This is a genomic window from Paenibacillus sp. TSM33 (assembly GCF_056099025.1).
The window spans coordinates 18,328-37,081 of record NZ_JBLZXB010000012.1 but is presented as its reverse complement, the minus strand read 5'-3'; the positions used below and the strand labels follow the sequence as shown (position 1 = coordinate 37,081).

15 protein-coding genes are annotated in these 18,754 nt (G+C 45.1%); 3 read left to right on the top strand and 12 right to left on the bottom strand.

Translation table 11 applies throughout. From position 1 onward, the window contains the following. Positions 1-158: 158 nt before the first annotated feature. From ACN6NF_RS11080 to ACN6NF_RS11050, 7 genes are all read right to left on the bottom strand, one after another. On the bottom strand, positions 159-917 hold the full coding sequence (locus ACN6NF_RS11080; RefSeq protein ID WP_013370978.1) for a DeoR/GlpR family DNA-binding transcription regulator: 759 nt from the start codon (positions 915-917) through the stop codon (positions 159-161). A 20-nt stretch (positions 918-937) separates the two neighbouring features. After that, on the bottom strand, positions 938-2,413 hold the full coding sequence (rhaB, locus tag ACN6NF_RS11075; RefSeq protein WP_474317662.1) for a rhamnulokinase: 1,476 nt from the start codon (positions 2,411-2,413) through the stop codon (positions 938-940). Further along, the gene (gene rhaI, locus ACN6NF_RS11070; protein ID WP_474317661.1) at positions 2,410-3,630 is read right to left on the bottom strand and encodes an L-rhamnose isomerase; all 1,221 of its coding nucleotides are present in this window, start codon (positions 3,628-3,630) and stop codon (positions 2,410-2,412) included. The genes rhaB and rhaI overlap by 4 nt, the downstream gene beginning before the upstream one ends. 137 nt (positions 3,631-3,767) lie before the next feature. Beyond that, the gene (locus tag ACN6NF_RS11065) at positions 3,768-5,837 is read right to left on the bottom strand and encodes a bifunctional aldolase/short-chain dehydrogenase (protein WP_474317659.1); all 2,070 of its coding nucleotides are present in this window, start codon (positions 5,835-5,837) and stop codon (positions 3,768-3,770) included. 302 nt (positions 5,838-6,139) lie between these two features. After that, a complete protein-coding gene (locus tag ACN6NF_RS11060; RefSeq protein ID WP_474317658.1) occupies positions 6,140-6,781 on the bottom strand; it encodes an acetyltransferase in 642 nt (213 codons plus the stop codon). Further along, positions 6,778-7,917 (bottom strand): DegT/DnrJ/EryC1/StrS family aminotransferase, encoded by a 1,140-nt coding sequence (locus tag ACN6NF_RS11055; protein WP_447250196.1) that lies wholly within the window; start codon positions 7,915-7,917, stop codon positions 6,778-6,780. The genes ACN6NF_RS11060 and ACN6NF_RS11055 overlap by 4 nt, the downstream gene beginning before the upstream one ends. 33 nt (positions 7,918-7,950) lie before the next feature. After that, positions 7,951-8,817 carry a glycosyltransferase family 2 protein gene (locus ACN6NF_RS11050; RefSeq protein ID WP_474317656.1) on the bottom strand — a complete coding sequence of 289 codons (867 nt, stop codon included), beginning with the start codon at positions 8,815-8,817 and terminating at the stop codon, positions 7,951-7,953. 242 nt (positions 8,818-9,059) lie between these two features. Between ACN6NF_RS11050 and ACN6NF_RS11045 the strand changes: the two genes are divergently transcribed. Then, entirely contained in the window at positions 9,060-10,589 is a 1,530-nt protein-coding gene (locus ACN6NF_RS11045) for a glycosyltransferase (protein ID WP_474317654.1), read from the top strand. A gap of 199 nt (positions 10,590-10,788) precedes the next feature. Here ACN6NF_RS11045 and ACN6NF_RS11040 read toward each other — a convergent pair whose 3' ends face one another. From ACN6NF_RS11040 to ACN6NF_RS11020, 5 genes are all read right to left on the bottom strand, one after another. Then, positions 10,789-12,591 carry a hypothetical protein gene (locus tag ACN6NF_RS11040; RefSeq protein WP_474317653.1) on the bottom strand — a complete coding sequence of 601 codons (1,803 nt, stop codon included), beginning with the start codon at positions 12,589-12,591 and terminating at the stop codon, positions 10,789-10,791. A 543-nt stretch (positions 12,592-13,134) separates the two neighbouring features. Further along, on the bottom strand, positions 13,135-13,488 hold the full coding sequence (locus ACN6NF_RS11035) for a hypothetical protein (protein WP_447250187.1): 354 nt from the start codon (positions 13,486-13,488) through the stop codon (positions 13,135-13,137). 332 nt (positions 13,489-13,820) lie between these two features. Continuing rightward, complete coding sequence (locus tag ACN6NF_RS11030) at positions 13,821-14,897, bottom strand: glycosyltransferase (RefSeq protein ID WP_447250186.1); 1,077 nt, start codon at positions 14,895-14,897, stop codon at positions 13,821-13,823. 445 nt (positions 14,898-15,342) lie between these two features. Continuing rightward, entirely contained in the window at positions 15,343-15,624 is a 282-nt protein-coding gene (locus ACN6NF_RS11025) for a hypothetical protein (RefSeq protein WP_474317651.1), read from the bottom strand. A gap of 344 nt (positions 15,625-15,968) precedes the next feature. Next, the gene (locus ACN6NF_RS11020) at positions 15,969-16,982 is read right to left on the bottom strand and encodes an LLM class flavin-dependent oxidoreductase (protein ID WP_474317649.1); all 1,014 of its coding nucleotides are present in this window, start codon (positions 16,980-16,982) and stop codon (positions 15,969-15,971) included. A 243-nt stretch (positions 16,983-17,225) separates the two neighbouring features. On the opposite strand from ACN6NF_RS11020, the gene ACN6NF_RS11015 reads away from it, so the two are divergent. Together ACN6NF_RS11015 and hslO are read left to right on the top strand one after the other, a co-directional pair. Further along, positions 17,226-17,708 (top strand): Rrf2 family transcriptional regulator, encoded by a 483-nt coding sequence (locus ACN6NF_RS11015; protein WP_474317648.1) that lies wholly within the window; start codon positions 17,226-17,228, stop codon positions 17,706-17,708. Positions 17,709-17,738: 30 nt separating this feature from the next. Further along, positions 17,739-18,620, top strand: a complete 882-nt coding sequence (gene hslO / locus ACN6NF_RS11010) for an Hsp33 family molecular chaperone HslO (protein WP_474317647.1) — start codon at positions 17,739-17,741, stop codon at positions 18,618-18,620. Positions 18,621-18,754 lie beyond the last annotated feature (134 nt).

Sequence of the window (18,754 nt, the reverse complement as noted above, 5' to 3'; positions counted from 1 at the left end):
ACCCCTTCCGTCCATTTTCCAAAGGAAAACTTTCATCATAAGCATAAGCTCGCAGTGGGATTCTCACCTATGTAGGTCTTACTCATCAGAGAATCCCGCTGCAACAGCGATCGTAAATCAAATGAACCACAGAGCGACCTCGCCCTGAAACTACATTCTTACACAATTGTAACCGGAATGGACAACTCTGCGAGCTGACTGCGAATCGGGTCCGACAACCGCGAATCTGTAATAATTTCGGACACTTGCGACAAGTTCACGACATGGGTAAACGCCTGCTGCCCGAATTTGCTCGCATCTGCCAGTAAAATTACGCGATCCGCAATGCTGACCATTTTCTGCTTCAAACGAGCTTGCAGCTCATTCGATTCACTAATGCCGCGATCCAGATGAACCCCCTGGCTGGAAAAAAACAGCTTATCCACATAATAGGTTTCTAATGAACGCTCTGCAAGCGGACCTACGAACGACAGCGAACGTTGAAGCAGCTGTCCTCCCGTCGAAATGACCTCGATTTTTTCCTTACCTGCCAGCTCTGTAGCTACCCGAATCGAATTCGTCAGTATCGTTAAAGGAATGTCCGGCAGACTGGACGCCATATACCAGGCAGTCGTACTGGCATCCAGCAAAATGCGATCGTGCGGCTGAATCTGCTTAACCGCTTCCTCAGCAATCCGACGCTTTTCCTCTGCGTTCATAATTTCCCGTACCGCATAGGGCGTTTCAGGCTGCTCGTTTTTGACACTAACCGCTCCCCCATGGGAACGGCGCAGTCGTCCCGCCTGCTCCAGACGATCCAGATCGCGGCGGATCGTTTCTTCCGTTACTTTACACAGCTCACTCAATTCGGACACCCGTATGCTTCCTCTTTCATTTACAAGCTGTACAATCATCTCATATCTTTCTGCGACCAGCATGGCAATCTCACTCCACATCTTTAATGTACAAAAAGTCCTGTCACCCGCCGGAACCGCCCGTAGGCATCCTCCCACGCTTCTGACTCGGCAGGTTCATATTCCTCTACGGTAATAGAATCCGCAATGACCCGGCGTGCTTCCCATATATCGGCGAACTTTCCCTGTGTCATCCATTGTACCGCAAGATTGCCGATTGCGCTCGCTTCTGCAGGGCCCGCCCACACCGGTTTTTGAATCGAATTAGCCGTCCATTGGCATAGCAAGCGATTTTGAATCCCCCCACCGACCATATGCAAACCATTAAAACGCTGTCCTGACACCCGTTCTGTAAGCTCCAAAATGTAACGATACTTTAAGGCCAGACTTTCCAGAATACAGCGCGTAGTCTCACCCGGCGTCTCCGGCAATGGCTGCCCGGTATTGCGACAGTATTGGCGTATGCGTGTTTTCATATCTCCGGCATGCAGAAACAGTTCATCATCCGGGTCAATCAAACAAGTGAACGCTGGAGCCTGTTCTGCCATATGAACCAATTCAGGAAAGGAATAGGAGTTTCCCTGCCGTTCCCACTCTCTGCGCGTCTCCTGTAAAATCCACAGTCCCATGATATTTTTAAGCAGCCTGTAGGTTCGGCCCACGCCGCCTTCATTTGTAAAATTAAATCGAAGCGTATCATCATTAATTACAGGCTGTGCGGTCTCCGTTCCCATCAGGGACCATGTTCCGCAGCTCAAGTAGGCAAAGGACCGCTCCAGCGCAGGCACGGCAGCCACTGCTGATCCTGTGTCATGCTCTGCTACTGCAATCACAGGAATTGCTCCAATGCCCAGATCCGTCATGATCGATGAACGGATTGTACCTGCGACACTTCCCGGCTCCAGTACCTCTCCAAACCAAGACCGGGAAATGTTAATTCCAGACAAAAGCTCATCATCCCATTTTTGCTGTAACGGATGATATAATTGCGTGCTGGTTGCATTAGAAAACTCATGATACATTTCACCTGTCAGAAAATACCGCAGCAAATCAGGGATCATCAGGAAATGTTCTGCCTGCTCCAACAAGGGCGATCTTGCATTTCGCATAGCAGCCAGCTGATAAATCGTATTAAACGTCAAAAACTGAATGCCTGTGCGCTGGAAAATAAACTCTTTTCCCAGCCGTTCCTGTACTTCTTCCATTACTCCATGGGTGTGCCAATCCCGATAATGATAAGGGTTGCCCAGCAATTCTCCGGTTTCTCCAATCAATCCAAAATCAACCGCCCAGGAGTCAATCGCCAGGCTGGATGGATTCACTCCCATATGCTTGGCTTTGAGCAATCCTTGCTGAACCTCGTGATAGAGACGTAATATATCCCAGTGCAGACGCTCCCCAATCTTGACCGGATCATTGGAAAAGCGATGGATTTCCTCCACCACGATACGTGAATCGGTTAATTTTCCGAGTAGAACCCTGCCGCTGCTTGCCCCCAAATCATAAGCGAGGATGCTCACCAGCTCGCACCACCCTTGCCTCTTTGCAAAATCTGCGTACCATACTCAGACGCCAAATAAGCTTTCATCGGATCTGCAGGTAATCCTTGCTCTTCACGGATTGCTTTGAGCAACGGGGCCACATCAAACTCAAATGCTTGGCGTACGGCATCCTCCGCACCCAGCACGTCCTGACGGCTCGCCGCTTCCTCCACCTCTGCATGATTAATCAAAAGTGCCTTCGCATATTGAGTCTGCACATTCAGCACCGAGCGAATCATGGCCGGAATTTTGGGTTCGATATTGTGCGACTGATCGATCAAATAAGCAATTTTATCGACAGTATGGCGGATATCTGCATCGACATCCTGAGCTGCGTTCAAAATCTGATAAAAGATTAAAAACAGCTCATACGGATTGGCGGAACCCACGATCAGATCATCATCCGCATATTTATAACTGTTAAAATGAAAACCACCCAGTCGCTTCTCATCCATTAAAAACGCAACAATATGCTCCACGTTGGCTCCCGGCAGATGATGCCCTGTATCCACCAGCACCTGTGCCTGCGGCCCCAATTTGGTCGCGTAATGGTACGCCATGCCCCAATCGGCAATATCCGTATGGTAAAAAGCCGGCTCAAACGCCTTGTATTCAATCAGCATACGCATGTCTGGCGTAAGCGCCTTATACATTTCACGGAGCGCCTCCAGCATCCAATTTTTGCGTTTGCGAATGTCCCCCTGACCGGGATAATTCGTTCCGTCTGCAAACCATAAGCTAAAGTCGTTGGAGCCCGTTTCCTTTGCAATATCCACGCATTCCAGCAAATGGTTGATAGCCTTGCGACGGATTGCCGGGTCTACATTAGTAACGCTACCGAGCATGTAGTCCTCGTCTTGAAAGAGATTGGGATTTACGGCCCCAATTTGTAGGCCAAGGCTTTCGGCATGACTGCGAAGTTTGCCGTAATTGTCTACTTTATCCCACGGGATGTGAATGGCAACGGACGGACATAAGCCTGTCAAGGCATGAACCTGTGCGGCATCCTCCAGCTTTTCAAACGGATCACGCGGCACGCCCGTTTTCTGAAAGACTTTAAAACGTGTACCTGAGTCGCCATATCCCCAGGAAGGTGTTTCTATGCTAAGCGCTTTCAGTTTAGTCTTTACTTGCTCCAGGTCAATGCCTCGTTGTTGCTGTTGTTCCTCGAATAAGGCGTACGCTTTGTCACTCATCGTGGTTCCTCCTTGGAAAATGAAGTGAGTTATGGAGGTGGGAGATCGCTTCGCATGCGGATTGTTCTTCCGATCGCTCCGCTGCTGACCAGCCATAAAGTCACTTCTATTTTAAAGTTAGGTTCATTTCAATTTGGTTAGCGTGTAAAGGCTGCCGGGACGCCGCCGTCGATGGTCAGCATACAGCCTGTCGTTTTCTCTGCCTTGGAAGACGCGAAAAAGGCAATACCCTCTGCGATATCCTGCGGGTAAATGTTGACCAGCAGCGTCGTTCGCTTGCGGTAATGCTCCTCCAGCTGGTCTGGCTCAATGCCGTAGGCGGCGGCGCGTTCATTGCGCCAATTGGAGTTCCAGATTGCCGAGCCTTGCAAAATCGCATCCGGCAAAATAGTGTTCACGCGGATACCATATTCGCCGCCTTCTGCGGCAATACAGCGGGCCAGATGCGCCTCCAGCGCCTTGACCGAGCTATAGGCCGTTACATTTTTGCCTGCATAGACCGAGTTTTTGGAACCGACGAACACCATGCTACCGCCAAGTGTCTGTTCCTTCATCAGCTTAAACGCTTCTCGCGCGACCAAAAAATAACCTGTTCCCAATACATTTACATTTAAATTCCATTCCTTTAATGATGTTTCATCGAACGGACTGGATGTAGCAAGCCCTGCATTGTTTACGATAATATCTACACCACCATAGGTTAGCGCCGTCTCGACATAGGCCGCCTGGATCTGCTCCTCCTGCGTCACATCCATTTTCACGGCAATCGCACGGTTTTCACCGTAACTGCTATTGATGTCTGCAGCTACCTTTTGCGCACCTTCCAGGTTGAGATCTGCCAATACAACATGCGCACCTTCATCCACCAGACGACGTGCGGTTGCACTGCCAATTCCGCCTGCACCACCCGTAATAAATGCAATTTTGCGTGAAAATTCTGCTTCTGCTGGCGCAAGTGACAGCTTATAAAGCTCCAGCGGCCAGTATTCCACGTTGTATGATTCATTTTCACTGAGTGAAACAAACTCTCCTAGCGCCGTTGCTCCTCGCATGACAGCAATGGCACGATGATACAAGGCACCGCTCACCTGCGCATTGCTCCAGCTTTTGCCTGTGTTAATCATACCGATACCCGGAATTAAGATGACACGCGGCGCTGCTTCAAATCTCACGTCTCCTTCATGTCGATTGCGCTCGAAATAAGCTTGGTACTGCTCCTTATAGACTGCTATACCTTCAGCAAGCCTAACCTTCAACTCCTCTACATCCTCCACATTCGGTGTCCAATCTACATAGAGCGGCTTCATTTTGGTATGAACCAGATGATCCGGACACGCTGCCCCGACCTGGGATAAAGCAGCAGAATCTCGGCCGTTCACAAACTCCAACACATCCTCCGCATCATCAAACGTGAGGATCATCTTTTTCTCATTACTGACTGCCCCCCTGACGGGTGGCATGACCTGGGACACTATGCTACGGCGCTCCTCTGAAGTAAGCGCTTTATATTTTGCGCCTCCAAACGCCTTCTTTTCCGCTTGGCGAGCTTTAATATAGCTTTCTGCTTCCTGGATGATTTCGATCGTTTTGGCATAAGCTGCTTCAGATGTATCTCCCCATGTAACCAAACCATGCTTCTCCATCAGTACCAACTCAGCTTGTGGATGATCGAGCACCCCTTGGGCAATCATTTTCGACAGCTTAAAGCCTGGACGGATATAGGGCACCCATACAAAACGGTTACCGAAAATTTCCTTAGCGATTTCCTTGCCGTTATGCGCACAGCATAAACTGATGATCGCGTCCGGATGTGTATGATCGACATGCTTAAAAGGCAAAAATGCGTGTAGCAGCGTCTCAATGGAAGCCCGCGGATGCTTGGCATCTATCATACAGTTCGCCAAATATGCGACCATATCCTCGTCAGACATCTCTTCCCGTTCAAACAGTGGACGAATGTCCTCCATACGAAGCCCTGTGAAGTTATGCGCTTTCATTGTTGCGAGATCGGAACCGCTACCCTTAACGTACATCACCTCTACTTCACGTCCGCGAAAATCTTGTATCGTCGTTTTGGCCGAAGTGTTCCCACCTCCCCAGTTGCACACGCTCCGATCTGTGCCAATCAGGTTAGAACGATATACGAGCTGTTCCAGCGTGCTTTTCTGCTCAGATGCTTGTGAAGAATTCCATAGACTTTGTACCATAGAAAAAAACCTCCAAGTTCTGTTTTTTGTTTTGAATGATTTTATTAAGGTGGATATTTTTATTTATTGAGACTATAACACTTTTGTTTTAATTTGAAAATATAAAATACAAAAATAATCAAAAATAAATTTTAATTTTATCCATCTTTAAAATGAATCTATTCGTCTAGCCTAAAATATAATAAGGCCGAGCCGGATCAGGTATAAGAACCTTTTCCGCTACGGCCTTTTGACAGATAAACCACTTCATTGCCAAGCAAATTGCTACGAATTTGATTGCGCTCTGTTTCAAAGAAGGTGGCTCAGGGCATATCAAGTCGTTTTTTAACGACTGCTGGTACACCAGCAGCCATGGTAAAGCTGGGTATATCATCTTTAACAAAGGCACCTCCACCTATCATAGACCAACAGCCGATGTGACATTTCTCCCGTACCGAGGCACCGATTCCGATATAGGCTCCTTCATCTATGATTACGTTACCTGCCAGATTCACACCAGGAGCTATGGTTATATAATCACCAATAACCGCATCATGACTCACGTTAACACTCCGGTTGATAATTACGTGCTGTCCGATCTTAATATTGTCCGACAGGACAGCTCCTTCAAAGATCATACTTCCCTCTCCAATGGTGTTTCTTTGAGACAAACGAACACGTGGATGTATTAGCGGGGCTGCAATACGAAATCCCGATTGAATTGTATGATAAGCAAATCGCTTCTTTAATGCTGGATCACCCACCCCCGCGCATATAAGCTCTACCTCATATTTTAACGCTTTAATGTCGGTCAACGTCCCCAGTACAGGAACACCATCTACACTCTGCCCTTTTGCCTCAGGCCGTTCGTCTAAGAAACCTATCACTCGAACTCCTAGCTCTTCACATAACCAGTTGATTTCCCTGGCATGTCCGCCCGATCCCCAAATAACGAGTTTCCTCATCTGGCTGTCTCTTTTCCCAGGTTTCCTAGAACGTTCACAATTTTTCGAATAATAATCTCGTCCAGTTCCTCCCACAAGGGTAGGCTGACAATATGTTTGGCAATATGTTCGGTAACATGAAGATTAGACCGCGTATAGCTTTGGAACTGCTTCTGCTGATGGCACGCCGGAGAAAAATAGGTTCTAGCTTCTATTGAATTAGAGGCTAATAACTTAACAACCTCTTGATTTGTGTGTGAATCCGGACTAAGAACAGGGACAAATTGATGAACAACCGATCCTTGCGTTTTTTGTACAGACCATCCTCGTTCTAATAAGTCTGCTTGGATCAGTTCTTGAAGATAATATTCGTAGATCGTCCTTCTATTCTCCCGTACAGTCTTGAATTGATCGAGAGTGGCTAAAGCGATAGCAGCGGTATACTCGGATATCTTACTGTTAAGACCTTGGGTGACAGACTCCCTGCTGCTGGAGAAACCGAAATTCCCCGCTTGACGAATTCGCCTAATAACATCCCGGTCCAAACTGTATACCAATCCACCCTCTCCAATACCAAAAGATTTGGTGGCATGAAAGCTGAATACTACAGCTCCTCCAAAGCCTTTACCAAAATGGGTGGCTTCCTCGGAAGTTATCGTTCCAAAGCTGGCAGCAGCATCAATAACTACCGGAATTCCTTGCTCCTGCAGCTTATTGTACACGGATAAATCAAGGGCTGTACCGAAAGTGGCATAAGGAACGATTACCGCAATCTCATCCCCCAGCAGCTTGACTGTCTGCTCTAACTGATCCCTATTCATTTGCCAATTCTCCGGCTCAATGTCAAGGAAGTAGGGTTCTAGCCCGCACCACTCAGCGGCAAGTGGAGTGGCAGCAAAAGTAAAACTTGGCATAACAGCATATTTGCCCTGTGGTCGCTTGCTTTGGGCGATCGCCAAAATCAAGCCGATGGTTGCGTTATGAACGGTAACAGCTGAACCAATTCCATCAAACATTTGTGCAATGACCCGCTCTTCAAACAAATTATTTAGGGGACCATAATTGGAGTAAATCCGCGTCTCTTCTATTTTCTCAAAATTAGCAATAAATCGTTCCTTTTTTACTAAATTAGGCCGTAAGAAGGGAATGTCGAACATCAGCCAGCCTCCTTTGCATATGGGATGAGCAAGCTAGGTTTCCAATGTTTTTAATAACATTTCAATTCGCTTGATATCTGCAACAAATTGTGGACGACCTCTTATACGTTCCTGATAAGAATGAAGTGCAGCTTTAAACAAATCGTTAGTATCAAGAAATCCATCATCTCTTGAGGCAATCATAATATCTAACCATTCCGTGAACGCACTTTGACCAAGCGTCTGATTATTTTGATTGGGATGTATTCGGAAATAGCTTAGCGCTTCAGTAATATACACTGCTTTTCCCTTTGATAGTAAGTTCAACCAAGAAGCTAAATCATTAAGAAGAGAATACTGTTTTCCTTTATATACTCCAAACCGTTCGATAAGATCTGTTTTTTTGAAAAACACTGTCGTAGGTTCACCAATCACATTTAAACAACGAGTTAATGCAATGTTTGCCAACATTCTTCCGTCTATTATCCTTGTTTCCTCGTACAGCCTTTCCGTTGCATAGAGCGGTGGGAGAATAGCCCCTGATTCATCCATGGTTTGCCGATACGAGGTAACCAGTGTGATGTTTTCAAAATTTTCGAAAAAATAGATCATCTTTGCTATTTTTTCTTTATGAAACATGTCGTCATCCATCAAGTAATTGATATATTCACCTGACGCCAAATCAAAACATTTATGCCAATTTCCGAGAAAAAGATTTTTATCATTTTTATAATATTTAATTCGGGGAAAAGAATCTAAATAAGAATCAAGCATTTCTTGTACTTCATTCGTTGTACTGTCATCACAGATAATGATTTCGATGTTCGGATAAGTTTGTTCCAATACGCTGTCGATGGCGATTTTTAGTGTATGCGGCCGGTTATATGCAGGTATAACTACACTTACTAATGGGCATTGCACGCTTACTCCACCTTTCTTTTATGTGTAGGTGTCTACCGGAGGCTTCAAACGATTTAATTCGCTATGTTTATATGGGCTGGCATTTTCCTCACATACACATACACATACACATACACATACATATATATTGCTGGGAAATAAAATGATGCCAGGAAAATGAATGTTTCAATAAAAACAATAACTTACGTCTGAATCGGCACCTCCCTCTCGTTGGTGTTCGAAACGGGTAAAGGGGAATGAACATGTCATTGAATTTCACTCCGTTACTGACAGCTCATTTATTTGTATCGAAGAAGGTTTTAAAGGATCATGTAAAAGAATTGATAGATAGATTGGAAGAAAATCACATTACAATAAACTTGTATGAGGCTGATCAACCACTTATTGACCATAGCCTCCAAAAGCCTCGGGTTTACGTCTCGCTTGGAGAAGAGTGGGGAGAATTTTCAGCACTAAAAGCGTTACCTCGTCACGAAAAAAAACGCTGGTTGCACTTCCAATCACCAGACGAAATTCAACCTATGCATTTATTTTTCTGCTGGCTTAAGGCAACAGATCCTCTTCCGGAGAATAGAACGATTCCTTCAACACATTTCTCTTCAAACACACCTTTAATATCCGTGTTTACTGCCAGCTACAGGTCAAAAGAAAAAATTCAACGACCTTATCAATCTTTATTGAAGCAGACCTATAAAAACTGGGAATGGGTAATCGTGGATGATTCCGGTGATGAAGATGAGACATACAAGGAGTATTTACTCCCTTTAGAGGATCACCGTGTGCGGAGATATCGCCAAGATTCCCGCAATGGTTATATAGGGGCTATCAAAAGGTTTGCAGCAGGTCTCTGTACAGGGGAAATTTTAGTAGAAGTCGATCATGATGACGAGCTAACTCCTGACTGCCTAGAGAAAATCGTCAAAGCATTTCAACAAAACCCTGACTGTGGCTTTGTTTATGGGGATTGTGCTGAGGTGTATGCAGGGAGCAATCATGCGCATTGGTACGGCTGGGATTGTGGCTTTGGTTACAGTGTTCATTATCGAGTCTGGCTGCATGAAATGAACAGATGGCAAAATGTACAAAAACATACGACCATTAATGGCAAAACCATTCGTCATTTGGTCGGCTTACCCAATCATCCACGTGCGTGGACGAGGGACTGTTATCATCTGATCGGAGGCCATCGCAATGAACTACTGGTAGCAGATGATTACGATCTGCTGGTTCGGACATTTCTTTGTACTAAGATTGTGAACGTCCCTGATTTAATATATATACAGTATCGTAACGAACATGGAAATAACACTACTTTCCTCAGAAATAAGCAGATTCAGGTTCTTGTAAGGGAACTAAATAGATGCTATTTTCAAAGAATTCAAATGAGGTTGAAAGAGCTTGGTCTACCAGTGGAATTACCTTATCGTCGTATATGGGAGACTTCTACGGATGATCCTGTCCGGAAAACTGCTCACGTTATTCAAGAAGATACCTCAAGATACTCAATATTGTTCCCTATCCCCCATTCCTGCCCTGAAATAGAACATACACAATTAAATAAGACACTTCAAAAGAGTATTGAAAACAACTTTAGGGAGATTGAAATTGTGGTTGTAGGTCGAATCCCATCAGAAATCGAAAGCTATGCCTCCAAAGCTCCCAGGGGAGCCATACGATGGTGGCCTATGGAGCCAAATGATTCATTAGAAACTTGTATTCAATATGCAAAATTTGTTGCGTCCTGTAAAGAGAAAGTGGTTGTGTTGCCCTAAATTACAACAAGGGTGAGTAGAATATTGGCCAACAATTATTTTCCAATACCTTTGTCGAAGTCTCTCAGAATTATTTTCATGAGACTTCGACAAAGGTTTTTTGTTATAGCAGAACTCTTAATAACAAGACATCCAGCATAAAGAAAAGTTCAGTATACAATGGAGTATTACTACTATGAATATGTTTTATCCAAAATCCTTAAGACAAAAAAAGGACCCAAAAGTTATAAATAACTTTTGGGTCCTTTAAATATACCTTAAGCTTATAGAGGCCCTTGGTCTCCTTGCGGTCCTTGAACTCCTTGAGGTCCTTGGTCACCTTGGACTCCTTGTGGGCCTTGAACTCCCTGAGGGCCTTGGTCACCTTGGACTCCTTGTGGGCCTTGAACTCCCTGAGGGCCTTGGTCTCCTTGGACTCCTTGTGGGCCTTGAACTCCTTGAGGGCCTTGGTCTCCTTGGACGCCTTGAACTCCCTGAGGGCCTTGGTCTCCTTGAACTCCTTGTGGGCCTTGAACTCCTTGAGGGCCTTGGTCTCCTTGGACGCCTTGAACTCCCTGAGGGCCTTGGTCTCCTTGAACTCCTTGAGGGCCTTGATCACCTTGAACTCCTTGAGGTCCCTGATCACCTTGGACACCTTGAGGGCCTTGGTCTCCTTGAACTCCTTGAGGTCCCTGATCACCTTGAACGCCCTGAGGTCCTTGATCGCCTTGGACTCCCTGTGGTCCTTGGTCGCCTTGAACCCCTTGAGGACCTTGGTCTCCTTGAACTCCTTGAGGGCCTTGATCACCTTGAACTCCCTGCGGGCCTTGGGCTCCTTGGACACCTTGAGGGCCCTGATCACCTTGAACACCTTGAGGTCCCTGATCACCTTGGACACCTTGAGGGCCTTGGTCGCCTTGAACTCCTTGAGGTCCTTGATCGCCTTGAACTCCTTGAGATCCTTGGTCGCCTTGGACACCTTGAGGGCCTTGATCGCCTTGAACTCCTTGAGGTCCTTGGTCACCTTGGACTCCTTGAGGGCCTTGATCACCTTGGACTCCTTGAGGGCCTTGGTCGCCTTGAACGCCCTGTGGTCCCTGATCACCTTGGACTCCTTGAGGGCCTTGATCACCTTGGGCTCCTTGAGGGCCTTGATCACCTTGGACTCCTTGAGGGCCTTGGTCGCCTTGGACTCCCTGAGGGCCTTGATCACCTTGGACACCTTGAGGGCCTTGGTCACCTTGAACTCCTTGAGGGCCTTGATCACCTTGAACTCCCTGTGGTCCTTGATCACCTTGGACACCTTGAGGGCCTTGATCACCTTGAACGCCTTGAGGTCCTTGGTCACCTTGAACTCCTTGAGGTCCTTGGTCACCTTGAACTCCTTGAGGGCCTTGATCACCTTGAACTCCTTGAGGGCCTTGGTCGCCTTGGACTCCTTGAGGTCCTTGGTCACCTTGAACTCCTTGAGGGCCTTGGTCGCCTTGGACTCCCTGAGGGCCTTGGTCACCTTGGACACCTTGAGGTCCCTGATCACCTTGAACTCCTTGAGGGCCTTGGTCGCCTTGGACTCCCTGAGGGCCTTGATCTCCTTGAACGCCTTGAGGGCCTTGGTCGCCTTGGACTCCCTGAGGGCCTTGATCGCCTTGGACCCCTTGTGGGCCTTGGTCTCCTTGAACTCCTTGCGGTCCTTGGTCGCCTTGAACGCCTTGCGGTCCTTGAACTCCTTGTGGGCCTTGGTCACCTTGGACACCTTGAGGTCCCTGATCACCTTGAACTCCTTGAGGGCCTTGGTCACCTCGGGCTCCCTGAGGTCCCTGATCACCTTGAACGCCTTGAGGGCCTTGGTCGCCTTGAACTCCTTGAGGGCCTTGGTCACCTTGAACGCCTTGAGGGCCTTGGTCGCCTTGGACACCTTGAGATCCTTGATCACCTTGAACGCCTTGAGGGCCTTGGTCACCTTGGGCTCCCTGAACACCCTGAGGTCCTTGATCACCCTGAACGCCTTGAGGGCCTTGGTCACCTTGGGCTCCTTGAACTCCCTGAGGTCCTTGATCGCCTTGCGGGCCAGCTACCCCTGTTCCTAAAAGCTCATCAGAAACTAATCGGTGGGCAGGCACTAATTGCCCAAATGTATCTTTACCCCAAACAGAAATTTGAGTTTCATTTTCTGCTGCTCCGCTTGTGGTAAAAACGAATTCAAATGCATTTAAATCTGCAAAATAGTTCCTTGTAAAAACCGCATTTGGTCCCACTATTACTTGTTCTTGTACATATAATGTTCTGCTGCCATTTAAAGCGAAACCCTCGATCAAAACAATAGAAGAATCAACAGAATCCCGGTTATCGATTTTTACCGTCACCAGTTGGGTGGGTCTGACTCCAAGAACAGGATCGTTTGCAATGGGGCCAGTTGATAATACTGCCATTTAGATACTCCCTCCTTTCTAGTAAAAGCAAACTTTGCTTGTGAGCAATGAGATCTTTCTCAAGATCATGCTCCCTCTATTTTATTTCTAAAACATGCGATATGATTGTGGCTTTCTCTCTGTATATTTGTTGATTTTTAAGACTCTAACTGCTCATCCGCAACAATACGCTGAGCATCAATGATGGTACCACTCTCGTTTTTTCCCCATACAGAAATATCAGTACTTTCTTCTGCCAAACCGCTTGTGGTAAAAACAAACTCATATGCATTGAAATTTACTGTATAATTTCTCGTAGCAACTGCATTGGGGGCTAGCGCTATTACTTCTAGTACAAACAATGTTCGTAAATCGTCTAAAACGTATCCCTGGATTAATATTGTTGATGAATTGACTAAATCACGGTTAACCATTTTAACGGTGACCTGTTGAATCGTCCTAACCCCACTAACAGGACTGTTCTCAATAGGTCCAGTTGTTAATAATGTCATTAGTTCACCCTCCTTTACTGATTATTAATAATCCATTAAATCAACTAGACATACTAGAATGGAAATAGCAAAAGACATTAGAATTTCCATTATTATATTAATAATTAGTTAAATATGATTGTTTGTTTACCTATTAAAATAAGATATTTATTCTGTCATTCGATCCGACCAAGCCTCTATCTATCGTCGGTTCTTAAGTTTGGAATTGAAAGGCTTGCCCCGCCCCATTCCCGAAATATAAAAAACCCTCTAAGAGAGAGGGACGCACTCATCCTGTTACCCATACCATTTACATCATGCTATAACACTCCTACAGACTGTTTATCAACAAGTTATTTAAATATGTTAGCAAGCTTTGATTTCACTATTTGACTAGCCTGAAATTTACTTTTCACCTTATCTGAACCATTTTCCCCAACAATCAGCGCTTCTTCAAAGTGATTCTGAATCCAAAATAATCTTTCAGAAATTGCGTGCCCGTTAGGTTCAACTTCAAAATAGTCCTTACCTTCCTCAAGAATAAATCTATCATTTCGGGGGTTTGTCGTCACAAGTATACATCCTGTCGATAGTGCATCAACGGCAGCTGTGGTTGGAAAACCATCTAATGCAAATTCATCCGGAACACTACAATTTAGAAATATATGAGTTCGTTCATACACTGGCTTTAATTCTTCAGGGGAAAGTAGACCGTAGAATGTATAATTCTTATTTTCTAATAAATATAATTGGTCTTCCCAATCACCAATTAGATTAAGATGAAAATCATCCGTAAGTCGATTAAATGCATCTGCCATAATGGGGAACCCTTTTCTGATAGCATTAAAAGCACAAAATGTCAACTGTATCGGCTTTTCAATTTTCTTATGTTTAAATATATATAAGTCGGTATTAATCACAACGGGATAATAAATACTTCCAACAATCACTTCCATGACTTCATTAATGTTTGTAAATACAGTCGAACAATGCTGTCCTGCAATAGAAAGAAACTCTTTTCGGGTCCATGGATCCAGTCCGCCACCTGGGTATAAGGTAGCATGAAGATGAATATTTCGTTCATCTAAGAATGGCTTGATATTAAGATTAGGATTTGCTCCTGGCAAATAACTTCCATCCGGAAGAAAGCAATGTCCAAGCAAACTAAGTGTTAAATTTAAAAAAACACAATATACATCTGTAACCCCCTCAGACACCGCAACTTTCATAAAATCAGAAAAAGGAAAAACTTTACACGGAAAATAATCATCATTAGGTTCGGTTGCAAAGAATAATGTATCAGGCCTTTGCTGGAATATATTCAAGTTCTCCCAATATCGAAAACCACTCAGTTTCCATGGAAACTTTGTATCAATCACAGCAAGACGCCGGTTAGTATGAGATTGAATCTGAGAATCAAAGAGATCCATATCTTCCCCCTTTCTTGAAGTCACCGCTCCCTAAGCTGCGCTTCACAGACGCTTCCCGTATATCTGTGGCTTCAATGGTCGAGTTTCCAATACAGCATAGCGAATAATTCCTACAATTATGAAAATTTTATTAAATATGTAATTCGACATTGATTCACAAGCAGGTGATCCTCTGGCAGGAACAGTGAATTTGTAGACTGGTAAGCGATTGAACTTCCGGTAGCAGCCCCTCTGCCTCTCTTTGGGAAATATTTTTGAATGCCTTGAATTAGATATATACTCCATACCTTACCGTTTTATGTAAGAGTGGCTATCCGTAAAAGAATCAAGAACCATTTCATTATCATCGGGAGCATTCAACTTTATCCCTTTAGACAGAGCATCTCTTCTTCAGTCACAGCATAAAGCATTACATGAATTATCTCGTGTTCTTCCCCCTTCAAACTCAAGGCTTATGAAGCAACTTGCTTGATATTATATGCAATTTATACCTGTAGGGTTCTAGTCGAAGAGCTCTTGAATGTTTTGCCTGCGCTTTTAACAAATTCTCCGGCTTATTAGCATTAAAATTAAATTCCCCTCCATGGGGGAGAAAATGCTGCTCAATGGATTGCAAAATGTCAATAATTGTTTCCTCATAGGCTGCCCCAGATGTTTTTTCCCACTTAACAGACCATGCTTTTCCACCATTAACAATTCTGCTTGCGGAGGATCGACCAATCATCATCTCTCACCCCATACCGGAGAATGATGGTCTTTTATCGACTGGCCTGAGCAGTTGGATGAACAAGCTCCCTCTTCTCAAGCCATACTTATTTACAGGTTATAACGGGTCACTCGATGGACTGGTAGGTATACTTCGGGATGGTGTGGACACCTTCTGGAAATTATACGATCATCATAATAAAGCCTTGTCACTTACGATAGTTATTTGATCAATAGCTACTGTACACGTACAACTGCACCGAACCTATTTTATTTTTAAGTATAAGCTTTAAAAATATAACAAGGCCGTGTCAGAATGGTTATAAGAACCACTCTGGCACAGCCTCGTTTGTTTAACTCATTTATTTACCCATCTATGCGCATCACTTGGGCTAGCAGCTCGTACGAACGCAAACGTGCTTGATGATCATATACCTGAGCGGTCGTAATCAACTCATCGGCTCGCGTCTGGTTGATTATAAAATCCAGCCGTTGCTTGACTGTGTCAGGACTGCCGATTGCTGAATACCCCAGCATATTACCACGAACCATCTCCTTCTCCTGCTCACTCCAAAGCTTATCCATGTCATCGACTGGTGGCTTTAGTCCTCCGCTGTGCCCGCGCAGCACATTTAAAAATTGTTGTTCTTGTGAAGTAAAAAGCCGTTTTGCTTCCTCATCAGAATCTGCAACAACTACATTCACGCCAACCATCACATACGGCTTATCGAGTGCCTTGGACGGTCTGAAATTACGATGATACAGCTCTAGAGCCTGTAGCAAATGAGCTGGGGCAAAGTGGCTAGCGAACGCAAACGGCAGTCCAAGCTGACCTGCCAGCTGAGCACTGAATCCGCTTGAACCCAACAACCAGATAGGTATATCCAGTCCTTCTCCTGGAATCGCTCTTACCCCCGGAACAGCTCCGTTTAACGCTGGATTCAGATAAGAACGCAGCTCATTCAGTTGTTCGGGGAAATCTTCCCCTGTGCTGTGCAGCCCTCGCCGCAATGCTCTCATTGCAGGTTGATCCGTGCCAGGAGCTCTGCCAAGTCCCAAATCAATTCGCCCCGGATAGAGCGACTCTAAGGTTCCAAACTGCTCCGCAATCATGAGTGGAGCATGGTTAGCCAGCATAATACCGCCTGAACCGACCCGAATCTCATGGGTATGCGCAGCTACATGCCCGATGATCACAGAAGTAGCTGCACTAGCAACCGCCTGCATGTTATGATGCTCCGTTAGCCAATAGCGTCGGTATCCCCATTGCTCAGCATGCTGGGCAAGATTCACCGTATCACGAAAAGAATCGGCAGGAGTACCGCCTTCAATGACAGGTGCAAGGTCTAATATAGATAGTGCAACATTCCGTGTAGTCATTTTATATAAACCTCCTGTCAAACTATTATTTTACGTATTTCTTTCAACACCTTAATTCTTTGACCTATCAATCAATTGATGCATCAACTATAATAATGCGTCCCCTTATGAATTGCAAATGATTTAAATTTTTAGTTGTTATCAAAAAATAGTTTACTTTTACGATCAGCTCGTCTATCATGCTCATATATGGATAATGATTATCCATGTTAGCCTGGTTATAACATATTGAGGTGATTGCTAGTGCATATGAAAACAGGTGTCGAACAATGTGTCTACGCTCTCCTTCTGCTCAGGATGCTACCGGACAAAGCAGTTTTACCTGGAGAAGCCATCAGCCAGCAGTTAGGCGCTTCACCTACTTATTTTCATAAGCTGTTACGAAAATTGGTTAGCTCTGATTTGATTACTTCTGTACCAGGTGTCAAGGGCGGGTTTAAATTAAAGAAAAAACCTGAGGATATACGGGTATTTGACATTTATCTGGCGATTGAGGGGCAGCAAACCCTCTATACTTCCAGCGGTATATACAACGATATACTTGAATTAAAGAAAGACGATCAGTGCTGTTTACTGGCCAATTTGATGGAAGAAGCGGAAGCCTCCTGGAAAGCCGTTCTGAAAAGAGAAACCATCGCCTCACTATCTGCTGACTTTTTTAAAGAAGGGTATGATGCGAAAATTACTTCTTTGAGGAACTGGATTCAAGAAAAAATGGTCTTGTAAAGAACTTCAAAAACAGAAAGGAACATGAACATGAATGATTATTTAGTAAAAGCTCTGGCCTACAACAACCAGGTACGGGCTTATGCTGTGAGAACAACGGGAACGGTAAGTGAAGCACAGCAGCGTCATTATACCTGGCCAACAGCATCGGCTGCATTGGGACGTTCCATGACGGTGGGCGTCATGCTGGGAGCCATGCTTAAACATGAGGATAAACTGACGATCCGGATTAACGGCGGGGGGCCCATCGGTACTATTTTGGTTGATACCAACGCCAAAGGAGAAGTTAGAGGATATGTAAAAAATCCGCAAACCCATTTTGAGCTTAATCAGATTGGGAAACTAGATGTCGCCAGAGCCGTAGGAACAGATGGAGCGCTGATTGTATCCAAAGATATCGGCTTAAAACAACCGTTTGTTGGACAAGTCCCTCTCATATCGGGTGAACTGGGTGATGATTTCACTTCTTATCTCGTCCAATCCGAACAAATCCCTTCTTCTGTGGGAGCAGGGGTTATTGTTAACCCGGATAACTCCATTCAAGCGTCTGGAGGTTTTATTATTCAGCTGATGCCGGGTACACCGGAAGAGGTTATCAGTTTTATCGAGCGACGGATTGAAAGCATTCCGAGCATCTCCGCCATGGTCATGGAAGGCCTTACGCCAGAGCAGATTCTGGGCCAGATTTTGGGAGAAAGCAACATGAACATACTGGAAACCATGCCTGTACAATTTCATTGTCCCTGCTCAGAAGAACGAGTTACCAACGCCATTATCAGCTTAGGGAATCAGGAAATAGAAGACATGATCCGTACCGATGGACAGGCTGAAGCCCATTGCCATTTCTGTAACGCACATTACCATCTTACCAAAGAAGATCTCGAAGGCATGCTGGAAACAAACATCATTTAAATACGGGCTGTTCCCAAAAGTAGTTTTAGCTACTGGGGAACAGCTCTTTTCTTTCTCAATACTTCCGATGGTTTCACTAGCCGAAAACGATAGACTTGTTCATGATTGATGCAAGTGTTAATGTTATATTATTC